General features: G+C 69.8%; 18 protein-coding genes and 1 pseudogene. 10 read left to right on the top strand and 9 right to left on the bottom strand.

The genetic code is table 11. From position 1 onward, the window contains the following. Position 1: 1 nt before the first annotated feature. From ACFY36_RS01615 to ACFY36_RS01605, 3 genes are read right to left on the bottom strand one after another with little or no spacing between them, the layout of a single operon-like run. The gene (locus tag ACFY36_RS01615) at positions 2-943 is read right to left on the bottom strand and encodes an ABC transporter permease (protein ID WP_499743937.1); all 942 of its coding nucleotides are present in this window, start codon (positions 941-943) and stop codon (positions 2-4) included. After that, positions 940-1,947, bottom strand: a complete 1,008-nt coding sequence (locus ACFY36_RS01610) for an ABC transporter permease (RefSeq protein ID WP_499743936.1) — start codon at positions 1,945-1,947, stop codon at positions 940-942. Before ACFY36_RS01610 ends, ACFY36_RS01615 begins: the two co-directional genes overlap by 4 nt. Before the next feature lie 55 nt (positions 1,948-2,002). Further along, positions 2,003-3,679, bottom strand: a complete 1,677-nt coding sequence (locus ACFY36_RS01605; RefSeq protein ID WP_499743935.1) for an ABC transporter substrate-binding protein — start codon at positions 3,677-3,679, stop codon at positions 2,003-2,005. A gap of 446 nt (positions 3,680-4,125) precedes the next feature. Here ACFY36_RS01605 and ACFY36_RS01600 point away from each other — a divergent pair, with 446 nt between their 5' ends. From ACFY36_RS01600 to ACFY36_RS01580, 5 genes are all read left to right on the top strand, one after another. Continuing rightward, positions 4,126-5,772 carry a methyl-accepting chemotaxis protein gene (locus ACFY36_RS01600; protein ID WP_499743934.1) on the top strand — a complete coding sequence of 549 codons (1,647 nt, stop codon included), beginning with the start codon at positions 4,126-4,128 and terminating at the stop codon, positions 5,770-5,772. A gap of 89 nt (positions 5,773-5,861) precedes the next feature. Continuing rightward, positions 5,862-6,326 carry an anthrone oxygenase family protein gene (locus ACFY36_RS01595; protein WP_499743933.1) on the top strand — a complete coding sequence of 155 codons (465 nt, stop codon included), beginning with the start codon at positions 5,862-5,864 and terminating at the stop codon, positions 6,324-6,326. A gap of 69 nt (positions 6,327-6,395) precedes the next feature. Continuing rightward, positions 6,396-6,824, top strand: coding sequence for an SMI1/KNR4 family protein (locus ACFY36_RS01590; RefSeq protein ID WP_499743932.1), 429 nt, complete (start codon positions 6,396-6,398; stop codon positions 6,822-6,824). Between the two features lie 74 nt (positions 6,825-6,898). Next, entirely contained in the window at positions 6,899-8,134 is a 1,236-nt protein-coding gene (locus tag ACFY36_RS01585) for a family 16 glycosylhydrolase (protein ID WP_499743931.1), read from the top strand. 196 nt (positions 8,135-8,330) lie between these two features. Further along, positions 8,331-8,561 (top strand): hypothetical protein, encoded by a 231-nt coding sequence (locus tag ACFY36_RS01580; protein ID WP_499743930.1) that lies wholly within the window; start codon positions 8,331-8,333, stop codon positions 8,559-8,561. On the opposite strand, the gene ACFY36_RS01575 is transcribed toward ACFY36_RS01580, so the two are convergent. Both ACFY36_RS01575 and ACFY36_RS01570 read right to left on the bottom strand, forming a co-directional pair. Then, positions 8,528-9,835, bottom strand: coding sequence for a TIGR02452 family protein (locus ACFY36_RS01575; RefSeq protein ID WP_499743929.1), 1,308 nt, complete (start codon positions 9,833-9,835; stop codon positions 8,528-8,530). The two genes, ACFY36_RS01580 and ACFY36_RS01575, sit on opposite strands and share 34 nt — an antisense overlap. Before the next feature lie 614 nt (positions 9,836-10,449). Then, positions 10,450-11,545: pseudogene (locus ACFY36_RS01570) on the bottom strand (transposase). A 350-nt stretch (positions 11,546-11,895) separates the two neighbouring features. Here ACFY36_RS01570 and ACFY36_RS01565 point away from each other — a divergent pair. Further along, the gene (locus ACFY36_RS01565) at positions 11,896-13,101 is read left to right on the top strand and encodes a pectate lyase (protein WP_499743928.1); all 1,206 of its coding nucleotides are present in this window, start codon (positions 11,896-11,898) and stop codon (positions 13,099-13,101) included. Here ACFY36_RS01565 and ACFY36_RS01560 read toward each other — a convergent pair. Continuing rightward, positions 13,098-14,387, bottom strand: coding sequence for a serine hydrolase domain-containing protein (locus tag ACFY36_RS01560; RefSeq protein ID WP_499743927.1), 1,290 nt, complete (start codon positions 14,385-14,387; stop codon positions 13,098-13,100). The two genes, ACFY36_RS01565 and ACFY36_RS01560, sit on opposite strands and share 4 nt — an antisense overlap. 126 nt (positions 14,388-14,513) lie before the next feature. Here ACFY36_RS01560 and ACFY36_RS01555 point away from each other — a divergent pair, with 126 nt between their 5' ends. From ACFY36_RS01555 to ACFY36_RS01540, 4 genes are read left to right on the top strand one after another with little or no spacing between them, the layout of a single operon-like run. Then, complete coding sequence (locus ACFY36_RS01555; RefSeq protein WP_499743926.1) at positions 14,514-15,218, top strand: SDR family NAD(P)-dependent oxidoreductase; 705 nt, start codon at positions 14,514-14,516, stop codon at positions 15,216-15,218. After that, positions 15,215-15,589, top strand: coding sequence for a YybH family protein (locus ACFY36_RS01550; RefSeq protein ID WP_499743925.1), 375 nt, complete (start codon positions 15,215-15,217; stop codon positions 15,587-15,589). Before ACFY36_RS01555 ends, ACFY36_RS01550 begins: the two co-directional genes overlap by 4 nt. Positions 15,590-15,625: 36 nt before the next feature. Beyond that, on the top strand, positions 15,626-16,849 hold the full coding sequence (locus tag ACFY36_RS01545; RefSeq protein WP_499743924.1) for an MFS transporter: 1,224 nt from the start codon (positions 15,626-15,628) through the stop codon (positions 16,847-16,849). Beyond that, the gene (locus tag ACFY36_RS01540) at positions 16,846-18,414 is read left to right on the top strand and encodes an FAD-dependent oxidoreductase (protein ID WP_499743923.1); all 1,569 of its coding nucleotides are present in this window, start codon (positions 16,846-16,848) and stop codon (positions 18,412-18,414) included. The genes ACFY36_RS01545 and ACFY36_RS01540 overlap by 4 nt, the downstream gene beginning before the upstream one ends. Before the next feature lie 48 nt (positions 18,415-18,462). Here the strand turns inward: ACFY36_RS01540 and ACFY36_RS01535 are convergent, their stop codons facing one another. From ACFY36_RS01535 to ACFY36_RS01525, 3 genes are read right to left on the bottom strand one after another with little or no spacing between them, the layout of a single operon-like run. Next, positions 18,463-19,254, bottom strand: coding sequence for an alpha/beta fold hydrolase (locus tag ACFY36_RS01535; RefSeq protein ID WP_499743922.1), 792 nt, complete (start codon positions 19,252-19,254; stop codon positions 18,463-18,465). Further along, positions 19,248-19,856, bottom strand: a complete 609-nt coding sequence (locus tag ACFY36_RS01530; protein ID WP_499743921.1) for a class I SAM-dependent methyltransferase — start codon at positions 19,854-19,856, stop codon at positions 19,248-19,250. The genes ACFY36_RS01535 and ACFY36_RS01530 overlap by 7 nt, the downstream gene beginning before the upstream one ends. Then, a complete protein-coding gene (locus ACFY36_RS01525; RefSeq protein ID WP_499743920.1) occupies positions 19,853-22,390 on the bottom strand; it encodes a 2Fe-2S iron-sulfur cluster-binding protein in 2,538 nt (845 codons plus the stop codon). The genes ACFY36_RS01530 and ACFY36_RS01525 overlap by 4 nt, the downstream gene beginning before the upstream one ends. Positions 22,391-22,444 lie beyond the last annotated feature (54 nt).

The raw sequence follows: 22,444 nt of genomic DNA, 5'->3' as shown, positions 1-22,444 counted from the left end.
ATCACCGCCGGTTCTTCGGGTCGAGCGCCTCACGCATGCCCTCACCGAGCAGCGTGAAGCCGAGGGCCACGAGAATGATCGCCAGGGCCGGGAAGTACGCCAGCTCCGGGCGTACCTCGAAATAGCGGACACCGTCCACGCCCAGCATCAGCCCCCACTCGGCCCGGTTGATGTCGGGGTCGCCCAGGCCGAGGAACGACAGCGCGGCGGCGTCGAGGATGGCCACCGCGAACGTGAGCGTGGCCTGCACGATGACCGCGGTGAGCGAGTTCGGCAGCATGTGCCGGGTGACGATGTCCCGTTTCTTCACGCCCAGCGCGCGGGCGGCCAGCACGTGATCGCTCTCCCGCTGGGCCAGCATCGACCCGCGGAGCAGCCGGGCGAAGATGGGCACGTTCACGATCGCCACCGCGATGATCACCGTCCACTGGGTGGACTCGCGGGCCAGGGCGACCAGCGTGATGGCCAGCAGCAGGCTGGGCAGGGCCAGCATGACGTCGGTGAACCGCATGATCAGCACGTCGATCCAGCCGCCGGCGGCGCCCGCGATCGCGCCCAGCAGCACCCCGAACAGCAGGCCGATCATCGTGGCCAGGACGCCCACGAACATCGTCTGCCGGGCGCCGTAGATCATCCGGGAGGCGAAGTCGCGGCCCAGCGGATCACTGCCGAGCGGATGTCCGGCCGTGGCGCCCGGGATGTTGTCGACGGTCAGGTCCTTGGTCAGCTCGGGGAACCGCTGGACCGGGTCGTGCGGCGCCACCAGCGGCGCGAAGATCGCGATGACCAGGAAGAGCAGGATGATGGTGGCGCCGACGATGGCGGTCGGGTTGCGCAGCAGCCGGCGGCCGGCGTCGCGGAACAGGCTGACCCCGCCCGCCTCGGCCGTGCGCGCGGTCAGCTCGTCGATCCTCTGGCGTTTGTGCTCGGCCAGCTTGTTCATCGCACACGCACCCGGGGGTCGATGATCGCGTACGAGAGGTCGACCACCAGGTTGACCACGATGAACACGACCGCGGCGAGCAGGATGAGGGCCTGGAGCACGGGGTAGTCGCGGCTGCCGCTGATCGAGTCGGTGATGAGCGTGCCCAGCCCGCCCCAGTTGTAGACCTTCTCGGTGAGCACCGCGCCGGCCAGCAGGGCGCCGGTCTGCAGTCCGATGATGGTGACCACCGGCAGCAGCGCGTTGCGCAGCACATGACGCTTGCGCACGGTCGGGTTTCTCAGACCTTTGGCTTCGGCCGTACGGATGTAGTCCGCGTCCAGGACGTCCAACACGCTCGCTCTCGTGATGCGGATGATGATGGCCAGCGGGATCGTGGCCAGCGTCAGGGCGGGCAGCACCAGATGCCAGAGCGCGTCCGCCGAGGCGTCGAACTCCCGGGTCAGCAGCCCGTCGAGGACGAAGAAGCCGGTCACGTCGGTGTTGTCCATGCCGGTGGTGATGCGGCCGGACGGCGGGAAGATGTGCACGCCCTGAGTCAGCCAGCCCTTGAGCAGGTAGCCCAGGAAGAAGATCGGGATCGAGATGCCGATCAGGGTGAGGATGATGGTGGAGTTGTCGAGCAGCCGCCCGCGGTGCCGGGCCGCGACATAGCCGAGCGGGACGCCCAGGCCGACGGCGATGATGATGGCCGCGATGGCCAGCTCGGCGGTGGCCGGGAAGGACCGGCTGATCACGTCCATCACCGGCTCGCCGGTGCGGATGGAGTTGCCGAAGTTGCCGGTCACCACGTTCTTGAGGAAATGGCCGTACTGGACCCAGATCGGCTCGTCGTAGCCGAGGGCCTCGATCAGCCGCGCCCGGGTCTCGGGCGTGGCGCGCTCGCCCAGCAGCGCGTCGACCGGACCACCCGGAAGGCTGCGCAGCCAGAAGAAGACGAGGGTCATGAGGGCGGTCAGGGTGATGACGAGCTGCACCAAGCGGCGCGAGACGACTCTGAGCATCGTTTTCCGATTCGCGTCGGACGGCCCGGACCGTTGCCGGTCCGGGCCGCGCGGCCTACTTGGTGATCGAGACGGTGTTGAACTCCTCGGCGGTGAGCGGACTCGGCACCAGGCCTTCGACGTTCTTCGCGGTGGCCAGGGCGGGCGGGGCGTGCCAGATCGGGACGGCCGGCAGCCACTTGCTGGCGATGTCGCGGTTGACCTGCTCCCACGCGGTCTTCTTGGCGGCCTGGTCGACGGTGGCGTCGGCCTTGCCGATGGCGGTGAACATCTCGGTCATGGCGCCGTCGCCGAACTCTTCCTTCTCCCGGCCGAAGAACGTGCCGACGAAGTTGCCCGGGTCGTTGTAGTCGCCGGTCCAGCCGAGAATGTGCAGGTCCTGCTTGCCGAACTGCTGCACGTCGTCCTTGAAGCCACCGTTCCACGGCCGCGGCACACCGTTGACCTTGATGCCGGCGGCCTGGAGGTCGTTGGCCAGGACCGTGAAGATCTCTTGAGGATTGGGCATGTATGGCCGGGAGACCTCAGTGGGGTAGTAGAAGTTCAGGGTCAGCCCGGTCGCGCCGGCCTCGGACAGCAGTTGCTTGGCCTTGTCCAGGTTGTAGTCGTACTTCTGCACGTCCGGCGCGTAGCCGAGCACCGTGTTCGGCAGGAACTCGTCGGCCACCGCGGCGCCGCCCGGCCCCTTGGTCTGCACCAATTGAGCGCGGTTCAGGGCGTAGGCGATCGCCTGGCGTACCCGCAAGTCTTTGAGCTTGGGGTTCTTCTGGTTGATGCCCAGGTAGAGGATGTTGAAGGCGGGCCGGTTGAGCACCTTGTAGCCCTCGTCGGCCAGCGCCTTGCGGTCGGCCGGGGCCGGGAAGTCGATGGCCTGGACGGTGCCGGCGCGCAGCTCCTGCTTGCGGGTGTTCTCGTCCTTGATGACCTTGATGATCATCTTGTCGACCTTGGCCTTGTCGCCCCAGTAGTCGGGGTTCTTGTTCAGAGTGATCTCACCGGTCGCCTTGTTCCAGCCGCCGTAGGTGAACGCGCCGGTGCCGGTCGGGTGCTCGTTGGCGAAGGCGCTGTAGGCGAACGAGTCGCCGTTCTGGGTCACCTTGTCGGCGTCGTACTGCTTCATGGCGGTCGGGCTGGCGATCGAGAAGGCGGTCAGCGCGAACGCGCCCGGGAAGGCGCCCTTGTACTTCTTCATCGTGACGACAGCGGTATTGGCGTCCTGCGCCTTGCAGTTGTCGTAGACGGCGTCGGGGCTGCCGGCGAACCCGCCGAACACGTCGGCGTAGTAGATCATCTGGGACTGGGCGGCCTCGCCCTTCATGTTGTACCAGCGGTCGAAGTTCGCGCAGACGGCCGTGGCGTCGAGGGCCGAGCCGTCGTGGAACTTGACCCCTTGGCGCAGCTTGAACGTCCACACCTTGCCGGTCGGGTCGTTCTCCCAGCTCTCGGCCAGGCCGCCGGTCAGCTCGGCCGTGCCCGGCTTGTGCGTGACGAGCGTGTCGTAGATCTGCCGGATCGGCCGGAACGACTCCCCGTCGTCGTTGAAGATCGGATCGAAGTTCTTCGGATCACCGGCCCCCGCGAAGATGAAGGTCCCCCCGGCGGCGGCCTTGTCCTCGTCGCCGCCGCCGCGCTCGCTCTCCGCGCAGCCGGCCGCGCCTATCGTCAGCGCGGCGACGGCCGCGACGGCGATGACCGTCCGGAGCCTGCGCGCCTGCATCCCCGATGCACGCATCGTATTCACCTCGTCCTGTGGGTACGGGCAAACGCGGTGACGGGCTGGTCACCGTTGGCGAGACCCTATCCACTTACGATGATCAATTCCTCGACTTGAAATCGGATCGTGTCCTTCGGCGTAGCCGGCGCGTCAACGACGGGGGTGCGCTCGTAGCCCGGCCGAGCGGGCGTCGCGGCAGACGGGAGCGCCGAGCACACAGCGGCAAGGTGCGCACCGGGACGACCCCGTGGCGCGGACCTCCACTCCCGCGCCACGGGGTCGAGCAGAGCGAGCGGAGCTATTGCCGGAACGGAGTGCCGAGAACGCCCTCCGTGCGATACGGCGGCGCTCGGTCCGTGCCGTCCGCGTCGACCCGCGCTGAGCCCCCGGATCGAGCCGCTCAGCAACTTCGCGAAACCGCCGACAAGGGGAATGTCGACCGAAACGGCGGTAGGAGGAGCCCGGTGGCAACAGTGGGCATGGCGGTGCCGGTGGTGGGCGGCGCGCCGCTGGCGCGGTGGTTCGACGATCTGCGGGTCGGTGTGAAGATCACGCTGGCTCTGCTGGTCGCCCTGCTGGCCGGTGGGGCGGTCGCCGCGCTCGGCGTGTCCGGGATGAGCACCGCGAACGCGAACGCCACCACCATCTACGAGGAGAACCTGAAGCCGTCGGGGGCGCTGGCGAACGCGCAGGGCTCGTTCGACGACGAGATCTTCGGGGTGGCGCTGATGAACATCGCCGGCACGGCCGCGACAACCGAGCGCTACCGCCAGGAAGCACTGACCGCGGCCGACCTGGTCGTCGCCGGCCTCGACGAGTACCGGGCGCTCGGACTGGATCCGGCACAACAGCAACCCGTGGACGAGCTGGATTCCGCACTACCCGCGCTGGACAAGGTGCGCGACAGTTCCCTGATCCCGGCCGCCACCAACAGCGACAACGCCGCCTTCGCGAAGGCCTACGACACCGAGGCGGCCCCGCTGGTCGATCAGATCAACGGCGCCTTCGACACCTTGACGGCGTTCGAGGCGGACAGCGCCCGGGACTCCGCCCAGGCCGCGAACAGCACCTATCGCACCAACCGCACCGTCATGCTCGGCAGTCTGGTGATCGGCTTCCTGGTAGCGGGCGCGCTGGGATGGATGACCGTACGGCGCATCACCGGCCCGCTCGGCGAAGTCAACGCCAGCCTCGCCCGCATGGCCGACCGCGACCTGACCGCCACCGTGACGAGCCGGTCCCGCGACGAGGTCGGCGCCATGGCCACGTCACTGAACCGGGCCACCGAGAGCATGCGTACCACCGTGCAGTCCCTCGGCTCGGCCTCCACCTCGCTCGCCGCCGCCGCCGAGGAGCTCTCGGCCACCAGCAATCAGATCGCCGGCAGCGCCGAGGAGGCCAGCAGCCAGGCCATCGCGGTCTCGGCCGCCACTGAGCAGATCCGCCGCAACGTGGATACGGTCGCGGCCGGCTCCGAGGAGATGGGCGCGTCCATCCGCGAGATCGCCCAGAACGCGAACCAGGCCGCGGAAGTGGCCGGCCAGGCGGTCAGCATGGCGCAGAGCACGAACACCACGGTGTCGAAGCTGGGAGAGTCGTCCACGGAGATCGGCAACGTCGTCAAACTGATCACGGCGATCGCCGAACAGACGAACCTGCTCGCGCTGAACGCCACCATCGAGGCGGCCCGGGCCGGCGACGCGGGCAAGGGCTTCGCGGTGGTCGCCTCCGAGGTCAAGGACCTGGCCCAGGAGACGGCCCGCGCCACCGAGGACATCAGCAGCCGGGTCACCGCGATCCAGGCCGACACCGGCATCGCCATCACCGCGATCGGTGACATCGGCGAGATCATCGCCCGGATCAGCGACTATCAGACCACGATCGCGGCGGCCGTCGAGGAGCAGACAGCCACCACGGGCGAGATGAACCGCGGCGTCAGCGAGGCCGCGAGCGGCGTCGGCGAGATCAGCACCGGCGTCGACACCCTGACCACCGCCGCCCGGCTCACCACGGAGAGCGTCACCGAGTCCCAGCGCGCCGCCGAGGAGCTCGCCCGCATGTCCAGCGACCTGCAGACCCTCGTCGGCACCTTCCGGGTCGAGAAGGTCTGATTCCCTGACGGCTCCCACCGGGACGCTCGCGTATGGAGCTGAGCGGTGACGGCATGGATCGCGGCGCCGAACCGCGGTGACATGGACGCATGACTCGCTTCTGGGATGTTCTCGCCGCGGCCACCGTTGTCGGGTCCGGCCTGATGGCCGGTGTCTTCTTCGCGTTCTCGGCGTTCGTGATGAGCGGCCTGCGGAGGCTGCCGGACCAGGCGGGCGCGGCCGCCATGCGCTCGCTCAACGTGACCGCCCAGCGGGCGCCGCTCATGATCGCGTTGTTCGGCGTGTCGGCACTGTGTGTCGCGGTGGCCGCGCGGGCACTGGGCACGTGGTCGCAGCCCGGCTCCGGCTGGCTGCTGGCCGGCGCGATCCTGACGTTCGCCGGAGCCCTGGGCGTCACGATCGTGGTCAACGTGCCCCTGAACAACCGCCTCAACGCGGAAACGATCGCCTGGTCCAGCTATCTGGCCGGCTGGAACCCGGCCAACCACGCCCGGACCGTCCTCTGCCTGGCCGGCTGCGCCGTCCTGCTGGTCGGCCTGCTCCGCCGCCTCTGAGACTGATCCGTGACTTTCTGATGCGGGGCGGTAACCGGTCGTTGGCATTTTGGGTGGAATTATCCGGGAATGGTCCTCGTTGATTGGCGCGATCTGGTTCGTGCGACCGACGGCTACCTGGCGCAGCCGGGTGTTCCCGCCGAAGAGTTGGACGCGTGCGCGAGCCTCACCCTCGATCTGCGGAAGCTGTACGAGGTCAGCGACGGTGTGCTCGAACAGGACGGACAGCGGTTCTTCCTGTGGCCGCTGGCCGAGCTGACCCCGCGCAACGAGCGGGAATGGGCCGACGCGGAGCCGGGACGGCGGGAGCTCGTCGCGATCGGTGACGACGGCACGGGGGCTCGCATCTGCGTACCCCGGGATGGGAACTCAGGGGTTTTCCTGTGGGATCCGGTGAGCGCGGCCCCACACTGGCTGGCCAACGACCTCGGTGACTTCTGGGTCGGATGGACACAGCGCAAGCTGACAACCATCGTGCCCGGAAGTCCCGGAACCTAGCTGTCCGCTTGACTGCTCGGGGGCAATTTTTAAGACTGTTACACATTAACCCCCTCTCCCCCGAGGAATCCCCAATGCGTAAGTCACGGTTTTTCATCGCGGCGGCTGCCGTCGTGGTGGCCCTGAGCGGCGGCCTGGCCGTCGGCTCCAGGAGCGACACGGCCGAGGCGGCCGTGGTCTGGAACGAGGACTTCAACGGCGCGGCCGGATCCGGCGTCGACACGTCGAAGTGGAACTTCGACGTGGGCGGCAACGGCTGGGGCAACCAGGAGCTCCAGTACTACACCAGCGGCACCAGCAACGTCGCCATGGACGGCCAGGGCCACCTGGTCATCACCGCCCGCAAGGGCAGCGGCGGGCACAACGACTGCTGGAACGGCACCTGCCAGTTCACCTCCGGCCGCATCCAGACGGCCGGCAAGTTCACCCAGCAGTACGGGCACGTCGAGGCCCGCATCCAGGTCCCCAACGGCTCCGGCCTCTGGCCCGCCTTCTGGATGCTCGGCGGCGGCAACTGGCCCACCGACGGCGAGATCGACATCATGGAGGTCGTCGGCCGGGACCCCAACCGGCTGTTCGGCACGCTCCACGGCCCCGGATACTCCGGCGGCAGCTCGTTCGGCGGCACCCTGGTCGCCGGCTCGCCGTGGTACCAGGCCTTCCACACGTACGCGGTGGACTGGTCGCCCAACCTGATCGTGTGGACCGTCGACGGCCGGGAGTTCTTCCGGGCCACCCCCGACTCGCTGCGCGCCGCCAAGGGCAACGTGAACTGGGTGTTCGACCACCCGTTCTTCATCATCCTCAACCTGGCCATCGGCGGTAACTTCGGCCAGGGCAACCCGGCCGGGCTGCCCAACGAGAGCAAGATGCTGATCGACTACGTGCACGTCAGCACGTCGACCACCACGCCGCCGCCGAGCGGTGGCGGCCAGGCGCTCAAGTCCAACCTGAACGGCCGCTGCGTCGACATCCCGAACGCCAACCCGGCCGACGGGGCCCGCCTGCAGATGTGGGACTGCAACGGCTCCGCCGCCCAGCAGTGGGCGGCCAACGGCGACGGCACCATGCGGGCGATGGGCAAGTGCATGGATCCGGCCGGCGGCGCCCTGGCCAACGGCACCCCGATCCAGCTCGTCACCTGCAACGGCAACCCGGTGCAGCGGTTCACCCTGTCGGCCGCGGGCGACCTGGTGAACGTCTCGGCCAACCGCTGCGTCGACATCAAGGACGTCAACCCGAACAACGGCGCCCAGCTCCAGCTGTGGGACTGCGGCGGCACCGCCAACCAGAAGTGGGCTCGCGCCTGACCCCTTCCTCGCGAAACGCCGGCCAACCCCTGGGGATGGCCGGCGTTTCTCTTGGGGAGCGATGAGTTCGGGCTCCGGGCTCGCGTCCATCACCACGTCGGTCGACGGCTACGTCACGGGCCCCGGCGACGGGCCGGGGTGGTGAGCGGCTGCACTACTCGGCCCGTGGACGTACGAGGGTGGCCACGACTTCGCCATGCACGGCACCGACAAGCAGTTCTACGAGGAGATGGTCTCGACGATCGGCGCCGGGGTCGTCGGCCGGGGCATGTACGACGCGGCCGGCTGGTTCGCCGCCGGCCTCGACGAGGCGCTGAGCCAGGCCACCGAGGCGGCGAAGGGAGGCGAGGATTCGACCGGGACATCGACCTCGAGGTGGTCAAGGTCCACAGCTCACCGTTCGCCACCCACGCCCGATACACCGTGAAGAAACAGCCTTTCAAAGGCGGCGTACGCCGGGGCGTCGCGCCCGCGGTCGAGGACGGCGAAAGTAACGTGCTCGAACCACGGACCCGCCTCCAGCGCCCCGGCGAAAGCGGCCGCCACCTCGACCGGATCATTGCCGAACACACCGCAGCCCCAGGCCCCCAGCACCAGCCGGCGGTGCCCGTTGGCGGCGGCCACCCGCAACACGCGCCGGGCCCGGCGGGCCAGGATCGCCGGGACTTCGGGCAGCCGCTCGGGCTGGCTACGCGCGATCGCCGCCCGGTTAGGAGCCGCGGCGGTCAGGAACGAAACCGGATAAGCGTCCGGAAGCAGGTCGCCGTGATCGTCCCGGAAGACCGGCACAGCCGGCGAGTAGATCACCCGGTCGCTGTAGGTCAACTCGGGACGGGCCCGGTGATGAGCGTAGAAGTCACCGGCCGCGAGCAGCGTCGGGTAGAGCGCCGAACTGCGGGCCACGCTCTCTTCCTGAGCCTTGGCCCCGTTGAGGAAACCGCCACCAGGGTTACGCGCCGACGCGAAGACCAGGCAGGCAAGGTCGCCGCCGAGCCGGCGGGTAGCCGCCAGCGTCGACTCGTTCGTCACCTCGATCACCGGCACACCGGCCACCGGCGGCGGCACGGCGATCACCTCATCCGGCCCGTAGAGCCGGGTGCCGGCCACCGACCGGCTCACCTGATCGCCGAGACTCACCCCGGCATAGCCACCGCGCTCCGCGATCGCCACGCTTTCACGGGCAATGGCCCGCAGCCTGCTGCTCACCCGAGCATCATGGCAGCGCGACCCCCAGGGCCGCGACCGATAAACAACGCACAAGTACGCCGGTAGACGCGCGCGAGATTTCGCCGACGAAATGCGCCGTCCATGGTTCCCTTCGTGACCGAAGCGAATAATCTCAGCGGTTTCTCGAGCGCCCCTCTTCGCGGAACCGCCTACAAAGCACGAAGACACACTGGGACCGCGCGACTCGAACCGCGTGATGACCGTGACCTCAGCCTGAACCCCCGCCTCCGCTCCCGCTACCGGCTCAGCCAGAACCATCGGCTCGACCTGCGCCACCACCTCAGCCTGGACCGCCGGATCGGGCGGCGCGGCTGCCTCGGCCTCTACCGGCACGTCCGCGCGCCCCGCAGGTGCCACCTGCGGCTGATCGGCGGATATCGCCTGGTCAACGGAACTGCCCGGACCCGGCCGCCGCGTACACGTGACCTCGTCATCCCAGATCAACGGCGGTATCCGCTCGATCGGATCATGCAAGCCCAACTCCCCGCACACCCGCGAACAACCATGCGACCGACACAACTTCAACGCATGACGCCGCCTGAGTCCCCACCGCCGCCGCTTCGCATGCTCACTTCGAAACTCCACCATGTCCGGTGAATGACTGGGCACGCCCGACCAATCCCGCATAGCAGCAATCTCATACCTCGAAAAGAACCCCAGCTGCGCCATAAACCATTGTCTCGCACCCCGAAGATCGAGAGTAAGCAAAGGATCATGCCAACGAATTTCCGGCCCACGAGATAAGAATTCTCATGCCACCGTCCGCGCACCCGGTCCCTGACAAGTCGGTCACTGGAGCCGACAGTCCCGGGTCGGCCACGCCGGTGGGCAACCCGCAAGTCTCCAGCACCGGCCTTCAGCCGTGGGACACCACCGACGACTGCGACACTGAGAGCCGTCACCTCGCTGCCGCCCGCCTGGGAGTCTCGCGGTCGATGGTCACCTTCGGCCGCGAACGCCGGCGTGTGGGCGATGTCGCTCCAACCTGTCGCTCTCGCGGGAACCACCGAGGCCGGCCCCATCGAGATTCCGATGACCTTCCGCTACGCGATCGGGTCCGCACCGTGATCGGTGTTTCCGGCACTTGGTCAGTAGGTCTCGGCGGCCGGCCAGCGGTCACCGAAGGTGACGGCGAAGGCGTTCAGCACGGGCTTCCAGCGCATCGTCCATCGGGCGCGGCCGGCCCCGGTCGGGTCCAGGCTGCGGGTCACAAGGTACAGGCATCTCAGAGCGGCCTGCTCACTTGGAAAATGCCCACGAGCGCGACGGTAGCGGGCGTTCAACGCGATGGCATTGGTCGAGCAGATCACTCGGCGGATTTCGATGTCGTAGTCGAGGAACGGAATGAACTCGTTCCACGCGTTACGCCATAGCCGGATCATCGCCCGGTACTTGCCACCCCATTTCTCTTCGAGGTTGTCCAGGGCGGCCAGTGCCGCGTCGGCGTTGACGGCGGTGTAGATAGGCTTGATGTCCGGTAGACCCTTCAGACCGTCGCAGACGACGAAGAACACGTCCCGCACGCCGCGGTTCTTCAGGTCGATCAGCACGCTCATCCAGAACTTGGCGCCCTCGCCGCCGGAACCGGCCCACAGGCCCAGGACGTCCTTGCGGCCGTCCACGGTGACGCCGATGGCCGCGTAGACGCGGCCCGCTGTCGAGTGGCCGGGTCGACCATTCGGTCATCTCCGCGACGACTTTGTCGGTGATCCGGGAGATGGTTTCTTTCGACACCGACGCCCCGTAGATTTCCGCGAAATGCGCGGAGATCTCCCCGGTCGTCATTCCTTTCGCATACAACGACAGGACGATTTCGTCGACCTCGATCAGCCGGCGTTGCCGTTTCTTCACGATCTGCGGCTCGAACGTCGCATCCCGATCCCGTGGCACGTCAATACGGACCTCGCCCGCCGCGTCCGAGATCACCGTCTTACCCCGGCCGCCGTTACGCACATTCGTCGACTCGCGGTCCGACTCCGCCTGGTTCTTCTCGTGGCCGAGGTGCTCGGTCATCTCCTCGTTCAACGCGGTCTCGAGAACATTCTTGGTGAACAGCTTCAACAAGCCGTTCGGGCCGGTCAGTTCCAGTCCGCGGGCCTTGGCCTCGGCCACCATCGCCGCCGCGGCGGCCTGCTCAGGCGACAGCTGCCGCCCGTCGCCCTCGGTCTTCTTCCGTGGACTCATGACGTTCGATGTCATCACTCACGGTGCCCATCCCGCCAGGTCTTCAGCCCGGCGTGTCGGGCCGGAAACACCACTCCTGGCACAGTCCCACGCGATCGGCGCGGCCGGCGCTCCGGGGTAGGGCGTGGTCGTGAAGAGGCGCCATTTCTTCGATCAAGACGCATTCATCAGGGATCACGGCTTCCCTGGGCCGGCTTCTCGGAGGCGTCGTGCTCGACGGAGCGTGACCGTCACTGCAAATCCTGCAACTCCTTGTGTTAATCATCGACACATATCTATCGTCGGCAGGCAAGCGCTTTCCTACGTGGGCGGTGGCGCGACGCACTCGAGACGACGAAAGCGAGACAAGGATGAAACGAGCACTCCGGGTCGCGGCCGTGGGCGCCACCGCGATCACGACCGCCGCGGTCATGACGGCGCTGGGCGCCTCGCCGGCCGCGGCCGCCGACAACCTCAGTTTGGGTGCCGGCGCCGACGGCTCCAGCAAGGCCAGTGGCACCAGCTACGGCAACGTCAAGGACGGCAACACCGGCACCTACTGGTCGCCCAACGGCTCGACCGGCTACGTCTCGGTCAAGTGGAGCAGCGCCACCACCGTTTCCTCCGCGGTCATCCGGCACGCCTCCGGCGGCGGCACGATCAGCGCCTGGCGGGTGCTCAACGCCGACACCGGCGCCGTCCTGACCAGCGGCAGCGGCACGCCGGGGACGATCTCCTTCGCCTCGACGTCGCTGAAGAAGCTGACCCTCGACATCACCAGCGCCTCCGCCGCACCGCGGATCGCCGAGTTCGAGACGTACGGCAGTGGCGGCGGCACGACTCCGACCACCCCGCCCACCACCACGCCGCCGACCACCACCCCGCCCACCAACCCGGGCACGCCGACCGGCTCGTGGCCGTCGTCAGCGGGCTCGGTCAGCATCTCCAGCACGGTGAACGTCTCGGGCACCTTCGACGGCGGCATGAAGACGTACTGCTGCATCGGTGACGGCTCGCAGAACGAGTCCCAGGACCCGATGTTCAAGATCGCCAATGGCGGCACGCTCCAGAACGTCATCCTCGGCTCGCCGGCCGGCGACGGCGTGCACTGCGAGGGCACCTGCACCATCCGCAACGTGTGGTGGAACGACATCGGCGAGGACGCCGCCACCTTCAAGGGGACCGGCGGCGGCACCAGCTACGTCATCGGCGGCGGCGCGCGGTCCGGCAGCGACAAGACGTTCCAGCACAACGGCAACGGCACGGTGAGCATCTCCGGCTTCTACCTGAGCGGCTCGGGCAAGCTCTACCGCGGCTGCGGCAACTGCACCAGCTCGTACCAGCGCCACGTGAAGATCGACAACGTGCTGCTGAACGACATCGACATGGTCGCCGGCATCAACAGCAACTGGGGCGACACCGCCACCATCACCCGGGTCACCCTGCGCAACAGCTCCAGCGCCACGGTCTGCGGCAAATACCAGGGCGTGGCCAAGGGCAGCGAGCCGAAGTACCTCGGCGAGGGCTGGAACGACGCCAACTGCAAGGTCAACCGCAGCGACATCACGTACGGCTAGAGATACTTCCCGAGCGTTGTGGCGACCTCGGCCCGCATCGGGTCGGGGTTCGCCCAGCTCCAGTTCGGATGGGCCCGGTTGGTCATCAGCGACACCACCAGCTTGCGCCGCGGGTCGACCAGCAGCGAGGTGCCGGTGAAGCCGGTGTGCCCGAACGTGGTGGGCGAGGACAGCGAGCCCATGAACCACGGCTGGCGCAGAACCACACCGAGGCCGTGGTCGGACGGGCGGCCGGGCCGCTCCGGGTCGACCGCGGCCAGGCCGGCGTTCTGGTTGGTGAGCATCTGCTTGACGATGGCCGCCGACAGCAGGCGCTTGCCGCCGTAGACGCCACCGGCCAGCAGCATCTGACCGGTCAGGGCGACGTCGCGGGCCGTGCCGAACAGCCCGGCGCTGCCGATCACCCCGCCCATCTGGGCGGCGATGTCGTCGTGCACGACACCGCGGAGCAGGCCGCGCGCCGTGCGGGCGTCGGTGGCGGCCAGCCGGGCCGCCTGCTCGGACGCCGAGAGCCACTTGCGCGGGTTGAACCCCATGTAGCGCAGGCCCATGGGCGTCGTGATGCCGTTCCGGATGGCGACGTCGAGGGTGGTGCCGGTGACCTTCTCGACGATCTGACCGGCCACCATCAGCCCGGCGCTCGAGTAGCGGAACGTCCGGCCCGGAACGGCGCCGCTGACCAGCGGCGTGGCCAGCACCTTGGCCCGCTGGGCGGCCGGCGTCAGGCCCTTGACCCCGGTGACGCCGACGGGCAGACCGCTCGTGTGCGCGAGCAGCATCCGTACGGTCACCTTGGCCTTGTTCGTCCCGGTGAACCCCGGCAGGTAGCGGGCGACCGGCGCGTTCAGGTCGACCTTGCCCCTGTCTACCTGCTGGAGCAGGGCGATCGCGACGTACACCTTGGTCAGCGAGGCCAAGTCGAAGATGGAGTCGGCCCGCATCGCGACCCGCTTGGCCGCGGGAAGCTCGACCGGCCCGGCGCCGTACCGCAGCGCGTGCCCGACGGCGATGGTCGCCGTGGTCGCGTTGTTCACCATCACGACCAGCGTGGCCCCGGCATAGGTCGGGTGCTTCGGGTTCGCCGTGGTCGGCTTCAAATACTTGTTGAGTACGCCCGTGAGCGGCGCCACATACGCAGGAGCGGCTGCCGCGGCGGCGGCTCCACCACCCGTACCACCGCTGTCCTGTCCTTTGACCCAGTCGTTCTTGTCGCGCCCACACCCGGCGACGGCGGCGCTGAGCGCGGCGGCTCCGGCACCCAGGACATGGCGGCGACTCAACGACATGGCTGAGATCATGCCCAACCCCTGGAATCCCCGCAACGCCACCCGGCCAGGGTGTTTGACCGGTCCCTACGGCCCCGCGCGCCGTCGATAGTCGAATTCTCACTACGCCGGATGCGAGGAGAAGTCATGTCGAAGGTCGCAGTGGTGACCGGGGCCTCCCAGGGGATCGGCGCCGCCACGGTCGCCGCGTACCGGAAACTGGGCTATCGGGTCGTGGCCAATTCGCGGGGCATCACCGCGCCCGACGACCCGGGGGTGCTGGCCGTGCCGGGCGACATCGCCGATCCCGAGGTCGGCGCCCGGGTGATAGAAGCCGCGCGAACCGAGTTCGGGCGCGTCGACACGCTGGTCAACAACGCCGGTGTCTTCGTCGCCAAGCCGTTCACCGACTACACGGCCGAGGACATCGACCTGGTGGTCGGCGTGAACCTGCGCGGCTTCGTCACGATCACCCAGCACGCCGTGGCCGCGATGCTCGAGCGGGGCGGCGGGCACGTCGTCACCATCACCACGACCCTCACCGACCATTCACACAGCGACGAGCCGGCGGCCCTCACCCCGCTGACCAAGGGCGGTCTCAATTCCGCGACCAAAGCCCTTGCCATCGAGTACGCCTCCCGTGGCCTCCGCTTCAACGCGGTGTCCCTGGGCGTCATCAAGACCGGGATGCATCCGCCCGAGACGTACGACACCCTGGCCGGACTGCACCCGCTCGGCCGCATGGGCGAGATCGGCGACGTCACCGACGCCATCCTCTACCTGGAGAACGCGCATTTCGTGACGGGCGAGATCCTGCACGTCGACGGCGGCCAGAGCGCGGGTGGACGATGAGCGGGACCGTGCTCCGCGAGGTCCTCGACGCCTGGCGGGACGCCATCGGCCGGCACCTCCCGGACCGGGTGGCCGCCCTCTTCACCGACGACGCCGTCTTCCAGGGCCTGCACCCGTACACCGTGGGCCGGCCCGGAGTGGAGACCTACTACGCGAGCCAGCCGCTGGGCATGGCCGTCACCTACGACATCATGCAGGCCCGCCGGCTCGCCGGCGACGTGGTGCTGGGCTGGGTGGCCGTCGAGTTCACCTTCGCCCCCGGGACCCGGCCGCCGCTCCCCCTCAACCTCACGATCGTCGTCCGCCGCGCCGGCGAGAGCTGGCAGATCGCCCACTACCACGTGTCCCATCTCATCGATGTTCATGAATAAAGGTCACGTCAAGCCGCCGCCACCAGCATCCGGCCCATGCATCAACAAGCTTTCGAAAGCCAATGCGCCGCCGAGGAGAGCCGCCACGACGCGGCCGCTCCGATCCGCCGTCCCCGGCTGACGCTGGTCGCGCTCGCCCTGGGCACCTTCGCGATCGGCACCGGCGAGTTCGGCAGCAACGGCATCATCCAGTTGTTCTCGGCCGACCTCGACGTGTCGGTCCCGGTGGCGACGTACGCCATCACCGCGTACGCGTTCGGGGTGGTGATCGGCTCACCGGCGATCACCCTGCTCGCGGCCCGGGTCAACCGGCGTTCCCTGCTGCTCGGCCTGATCGTGTTGTTCCTGGCCGGGAACGGGCTGTCGGCGGTCGCGCCGACCATCGAACTGCTCGTCCTCTTCCGGTTCCTGGCCGGGAGTGTGCAGGGCGCCTTCTTCGGGGCGGGTGCGGTCGTGGCGGCGTACGTCTATGGGCCCGGCCGTGGCGGCAAAGCCTTCGCGACCGTGATGGGCGGGCTCACCGTGGCCACCATCATCGGCTCCCCGCTGGGCACCTTCATCGGCCAGGAGGCCGGCTGGCGGGCCATGTACTGGACCGTCGCCGGCCTCGGCCTGGCGGCCGGGGTCGCGCTGGTGGCCTGGCTGCCCCGTACCAGCGCCCTGCACGGCGGCTCGATCGCGAACGAGCTCGGCGCGCTGCGCCGGGTGAACGTCTGGCTGATGGTGGCGGTGGCGGCGCTCGGCATCTCCAGCATCTTCGCGGTGTACACCTTCATCGGCCCGTTCATCACCGACGCCGTACGGCGGGACGCCTCGCTGATCCCGATCGCGCTGGCCGTCTTCGGCCTGGGCATGGCGGCCGGCAACTACCTGGGCGGGCGCACGGCCGACCGTCATCCGGACCGGGCGCTGATCCAGGGATACGGCGCGGTCCTCGTGCTGCTCGTGCTGATCGGCGTCGCCGGGAGCAGCCTGACGGTCCTGCTGCCCTGCCTGTTCGGTGTCGGCGCCACCATGATGTACGCCATCCCGGCCATCCAGGTGCGGCTCACCGGCTTCGCCCCCGACGCGCCGGCGCTGATGGGCGCGCTCAACCTGGCCGCCCTGAACTTGGCCAACTCCCTCGGCGCGATCGGCGGGGCCATCACACTGAACGCCGGATGGGGCCCTTTGTCCACGGTCTGGGCGGGCTTCCTGCTGACCACGGCGGGCCTGGCGCTCTTCCTGACCACGATCGCCCGCCGGGGCGAACCGCGGTGAGGCTCGACGACGAACAGTTCCGGCGGCTCGCCGCGGCCGGCACCGACAAGCACGCCGAGGCGGGCCACGCGCTCTACACGGCCGGCGACGACACGTACGACCTCTTCCTGCTCCGCTCGGCGACGGTGGACATCGTCCGGGAGGCGACCGCGCTGGAACCGGAACGCCGGATCTACCAGGGCCGGCCGGGCGACTTCCTCGGCGAGTTGAGCCTGCTCACCGGGCAGCACGTCTACCTGACCGCCCGCGTCGTCACCGCCGGCACGGTCGTGCGGATCACCGCGACGGCGCTGCGGCGAGTCCTGGCCGAGGAGGTCGACATCGCCGACGTCCTGATCGCCGCGTTCCGGGCCCGCCGCGACACGATCCGCGCCTCGGCCGGCAACGCCCTGGAAATCGTCGGGCATCCCGGCGACCCGGCCGCGCGGGACCTGCGCACGTACGTCACCCAGCTGCTGCTGCCGCACGCCTTTCTCGACGCGGGATCGGCGCCGGGCCACACGTTGATGCGCCGGGCCGGGATCGGCGACGCGGACCTGCCCGCCGCGACGGTCACCGGCCGAGTCCTGCGCGGCGCGACCCCCGGGACGCTGGCCGAGGCGCTCGGCCTCACCTACCGCACCGGCGGGCGACCGGCCGACCTCGTCGTGGTCGGCGGCGGGCCGGCCGGGCTGGCCGCGGCCGTGTACGCGGCGTCCGAAGGCCTCACGACCGTGCTGCTGGACGCGGCGGGCATCGGCGGGCAGGCCGCCAAGAGCGCCCGGATCGAGAACTACCTCGGCTTCCCGCAGGGCGTCAGCGGGGAGCATCTGACCCGGCTCGCGATGGTGCAGGCGCTCAAGTTCGGCGTCCGGATCTTCTCGCCGTGCGCGGCGGCCGGCCTCGACCTGTCCGACGAACGCCGCCCGGTGGTGCTGCTGGCCGACGGCTCGCGCATCGAGACCCGCTCGGTGATCGCGGCGACCGGGGCGCAGTACCGGCGCCTCGACATCGCGCATTGGGACCGCTTCGAGAAGGGCGGGCGCATTCGGTACGCCGCCTCCGAACTGGACGTCCGTGACTGTGCGGGCCGGCCGGTCACCGTCGTCGGGGGCGCCAACTCGGCCGGGCAGGCGGCGCTGTCCCTGGCCGCCCGGGGCGCGTCGGTGGACCTGATCGTCCGCTCCGGCGACCTGGGTGCGCGCATGTCGTCCTATCTGACCGACCGGATCCGCAAACACCCGGCGATCCGGCCGCACACGGGCGCCGCCGTGCGCGGCCTCGACGGCGACGGCGAACTGACGTCCATCGTCGTCGAACGGTCCGATGGCGCCCGGGACCGGCTCGACTGCCGCGCGTTGTTCTGCTTCATCGGCGCCGAACCGGTCTCCGATTGGATGACCGGCGTGGCCCGGGACGACAAGGGCTTCATCCTCACCGACGGCCAGTTGCCGTTCGGCACCAGCGCGCCCCGGGTGTTCGCCGTCGGCGACATGCGCTCCAGCTCAATCAAACGGGTGGCCACCGCGGTGGGCGAGGGCGCCAGCGCCGTCTCCTCGGTCCATGCCGCGCTCGCCCGGGACTGAAGCCGGTCCGGCCCCGGCCGCCGCGGGCCGGGGCCGGACCGGAGCGGATCAGCGGGCCGTCTCCCGGGCCGCCTTCTCGATGAAGGCCGTGGTCGTGCCGGGCTGCGAGACGAACACCAGATGTGAGGCGCCCCGGACGACCTGGGTCTTCGCGTTCGACCGTTCGGCCATGAAGCGCTGGGCGGCGGGCGGGATGATCCGGTCGGCGCCGGCGATCAGGTTGTAGGACGGGATGGTGTGCCAGGCCGGCGTGCCCGCGGTGGGCTCGCCCAGCGCCGTGCCGGTGGCCGGGCGCTGCGTGATCGCGTAGACGGCGGCGTCGCGCGCGGGCACGTCGGCCGCGAAGTTGGCGTGGTAGAGCGCCGGGTTGATGTAGAGGTCGACCTGGCCGCCGGGCAGCGGGACCGGCTTGAGCGACTGGCCCACGGTGCTGCCCGGGAACCGGTTGGCCAGGGCCTCGGCCGATTCGCCGGCCTCGGGCACGAACGCGGCCAGATAGACCAGCGCCCGCACGTCCGGGTCGCCGGTGGCGGCCGTGGAGATGACCGCGCCGCCGTACGAGTGCCCGACCAGCACGATCGGCCCGTCGATGCTCGCCAGCAGCGCCTTCACCGCCGCCGCGTCGGAGGTGAGCCCGCGCAGCGGGTTGGCCGCGGCGACCACCGGGTAGCCGTCCGCGAGCAGCCGCCGGGTCACCGCGGCGAAGCCGCTGCTGTCGGCGAACGCGCCGTGCACCAGCACGACCGTCGGCTTGCGGGCGGCGTGCCCGCCGGCGTGGGCCGCGGCGCCGGTCAGCGCGATGAGGCTCGACGCGGCGACGGCCAGGAGAGATTTCAGCATGTCAACTCCATCGGTAGGGGTAGGTTCGGGCGGCGGCAGTGGTAGACCAGCGCCGGTGGCACGTTCGCCCACACGGTGCGGCCGATGACGACCTCGTCGAAGCGGGACTCCAGCGAGCGCAGCAGGCGCCGCGCCGGTGGCGCCCATCGGGCGTGGACATACGCGAAGGTGGTGAGGACGGCGTCCGGCGCCATGGCGGCGACCACCGCGGAGAGCACGTCGCGCTGCTGCCCCTCGGCGAACGCCGCCCACGGGAGGCCGCTGACGACGACGTCGATGGGCCCGATCCCCCGGTTCTCCAGCACTTCGGCGAGCGCCGTCGCGTCGGCGTTGACCACCTCGACGTGCGGGTACCGTTCCGCCAGCCGTTCGGCGAACCGGGGGTTGACCTCGATCGCCAGATGCCGGCCCCGGCCGGCCAGGCGGTGCTGGACGGCGCCGGTGAACGCCCCCGTGCCCGGTCCCAGCTCGACGACGACGGGCGAGCCGGTGCTGGGCACCACCGCCGTCGCCACCTGGGCCAGCGCGGTGCTGCTCGGGGCCACCGCGCCGACCGTCAGGGGATCGCGGACGAACTCGGTGAAGAACGACACGTAGTTCACTGGCTGACCGCCAGGTCCTCGGTGGGCAGGGTCTGGCAGGCGAGCCGCCAGCCCTGGTCCAGTTCCGCGGCCGAGAACATGCCGCGGTCGTCGGTCTCGTACGAGCCGGAGAGGATCCGCACCCGGCAGGTGCCGCAGACGCCCTCGTCGCAGTCCTGCGGGAGCGGCACCGCGGCGGCGTTGGCCGCGGCGAGCAGGGTCTGTCCGGGCCGGCAGGGGAACGAGGCGTCCCCGATCCGGATCGTGTACGCCGAGGTCCCCGCGGCGAGCGCGACGGCGTGCGCCCGTTCCTGACGGGTCTGCCGGCCGCGCTCGGAGGCAAAGGCTTCGGTGTGTACGACTTCCCGGGGCACACCGAGGTCGGCCAGGGCACCCAGCACGTCGCGCATCATCGGCGCCGGCCCGCACAGATGGACACGTCGCACTCCGGCGACGTGCGGGCGCAGCGCCTCGACGTCGATGCGGCCGCGCCCGCCGGCCTCGGTGAGGAACAGCTCCGTGCGCAGGCCCGGCAGCCGGGCCTCGAGCTCCTTCAGCTCCCGCGCGAACGGCACCTCGGCCCGGCTCCGGCACCCCAGCAGCAGGGTGATCGGGCCGGAATGGCCGTCGTCCGCGGCCGCCGTGAGCACGCTGATCAGCGGCGTGATCCCGATGCCGCCGGCGATCAGCAGCAGCGGGCCGTCCCGGTCGGCCCAGGTGAACTCGCCGTACGGGCCGGACACCCGCAGCGCCAGGCCGCCGGTCAGCTCGTCGTGCAGGAACACCGACCCGAGGCCGAGCGGCTCCCGCTTCACCCCGATCTCCAGGTGGCCGGTCGTGCCGGGACCGCTGGCGATCGAGTACGACCGTTCGATCGGCTCCACACCGACCGGCAGGTCGATCTTCAGGTACTGGCCGGCCTCGAAGGTGAACGGCAGGGCGCCGCCGCCGAGCGGTTCGAGCCGGATCCTCCGTACGGCCGCGGTCAGCTCCTCGACGCCGGCCACCCGCAGGAATCCCCGCCACGGCCCGGTGCGCTCCGGCCGCGGCCCCCGGATCGTGCGCCACATCGTCGACAGCCGCGACGGGCGCAGCACCGCGTTGGCGGCCATGATGCCGCCGGCCAGGGCCGCGTTCACCCCGGGGCCCCAGGCGTCCTGCCCGGCCACGAACAGGCCCTTCACCGGCGTACGGCATCCGGCCAGCCCCGACCGCAGCCGGGCCGGCGTCGCCGGCAGCCCGTAGAAGGAGCCGCGGACGCTGTGCTGATAGTTCTCGTACGTCAGCGGGGTGGCCGCTTCGGCGTACACAATGGCGTCCTTGATGCCGGGCCATTGGACGTCCAGCCGGTCGATCAGCCGGCGGGCCGCCTCGGCCTTGAACGCCTCGTAGCTCTCGGGCCGCTTCCCCTCGGTGGTGCCGCGCCACCGCTCCACGACCGCCGGGTCGACCAGCTCCAGCACCTCGATGGTGTGGAAGCGGGCCGCCGGGTTGTTCAGTGACGCGAACGAGACGTAAAGAGTGCCGGTCTGGTCGTCCAGTCCGGGCATGAACCAGTGATTCTCGCCACCGGCGCCGAACGCGGCCGGCGACCGGTCGAGCCCGAGGAACAGCATCAGCGCCGACGGTTCCCCGGACAGGCTCTCCAGCTCCCGGTTCCATTCGGGCCGGGACTGCGGGCCGAGCAGCGCGTACGTGTTCCGTACCCCACCCGCCGAGACGACCGTCCCGGCCCGCACCCGGTAGCGGCGGCCGGTGGCGCGTTCGGCCACCTCCACACCGGACACCCGGCCGCGCTCGACCTCGATGCTCCGGACCTCCTGGTTGAGGCGCACCTCGACGCCGTGCCGGGCCAGGCCCTCCAGGGCGATGTCACCGATCTCCTTGGGCCCGCCGACCGGATGCGAGGTGCCCTCGAGGAAGAAGGTCAGCGGCACCGAGGCGTGATAGCCGAACGCGCTCGACGACGGCGGCTGCCCGTACAGGCCCCAGCGCGCGGCGACGATCGCGCGCAGCCGTGGATCGGTGAAGGAACGGCAGACCTGGTCCCACAGCGAGCGGTACGTCGAGGGGAACATCCGCCGGATGACCGGGAACCCCATCGCCCGCACCGGCGCCGGGAACGACGAGAAGACGTTGCGGGTGATGAGCCCGGCCAGCGCCCACCGCATCGTACGGAAGAATCGGTCTATCGCCGCGGCCTCGCCGGGAAACTCCGCCTTGAGGCTCGCGCGGAACTTCTCCCCCGACGCCGGGACCGGAAAATCAAAATCCGGGAAATGGAGTACGTCGTACGCCTCGGGAAGCGCGGTCAGCTGCACCCGCCCGTCGGTGAGATAGTCGAGGAACGGACCGGCGTCCGCGCTCATGTAATGCAGCCCGGTGCCGAACAGGAATCGGCCCTCCCGGGAGAACTCGTGCGTCATGCCGCCGGGCAGATAGTGCTGTTCCAGGATCAGGACCCGCTTGCCGCCGAACTCCGCGATCGCCCGGGCCGCGGCCAACCCGCCGACGCCCGACCCGATGACGACGACGTCGTAGTGCTCTTCCGTCATGCGGCGAAAGCTAGGAACGGGGACTTGACGAAGACTGAACGTCCCGGCTTCGCG

This window comes from Actinoplanes sp. NPDC000266 (genome assembly GCF_042899005.1).
Taxonomy (GTDB): Bacteria; Actinomycetota; Actinomycetes; order Mycobacteriales; family Micromonosporaceae; genus Actinoplanes.
The sequence above is the reverse complement of the archived record's forward strand: the minus strand, read 5'-3'. Positions and strand labels throughout refer to the sequence as shown.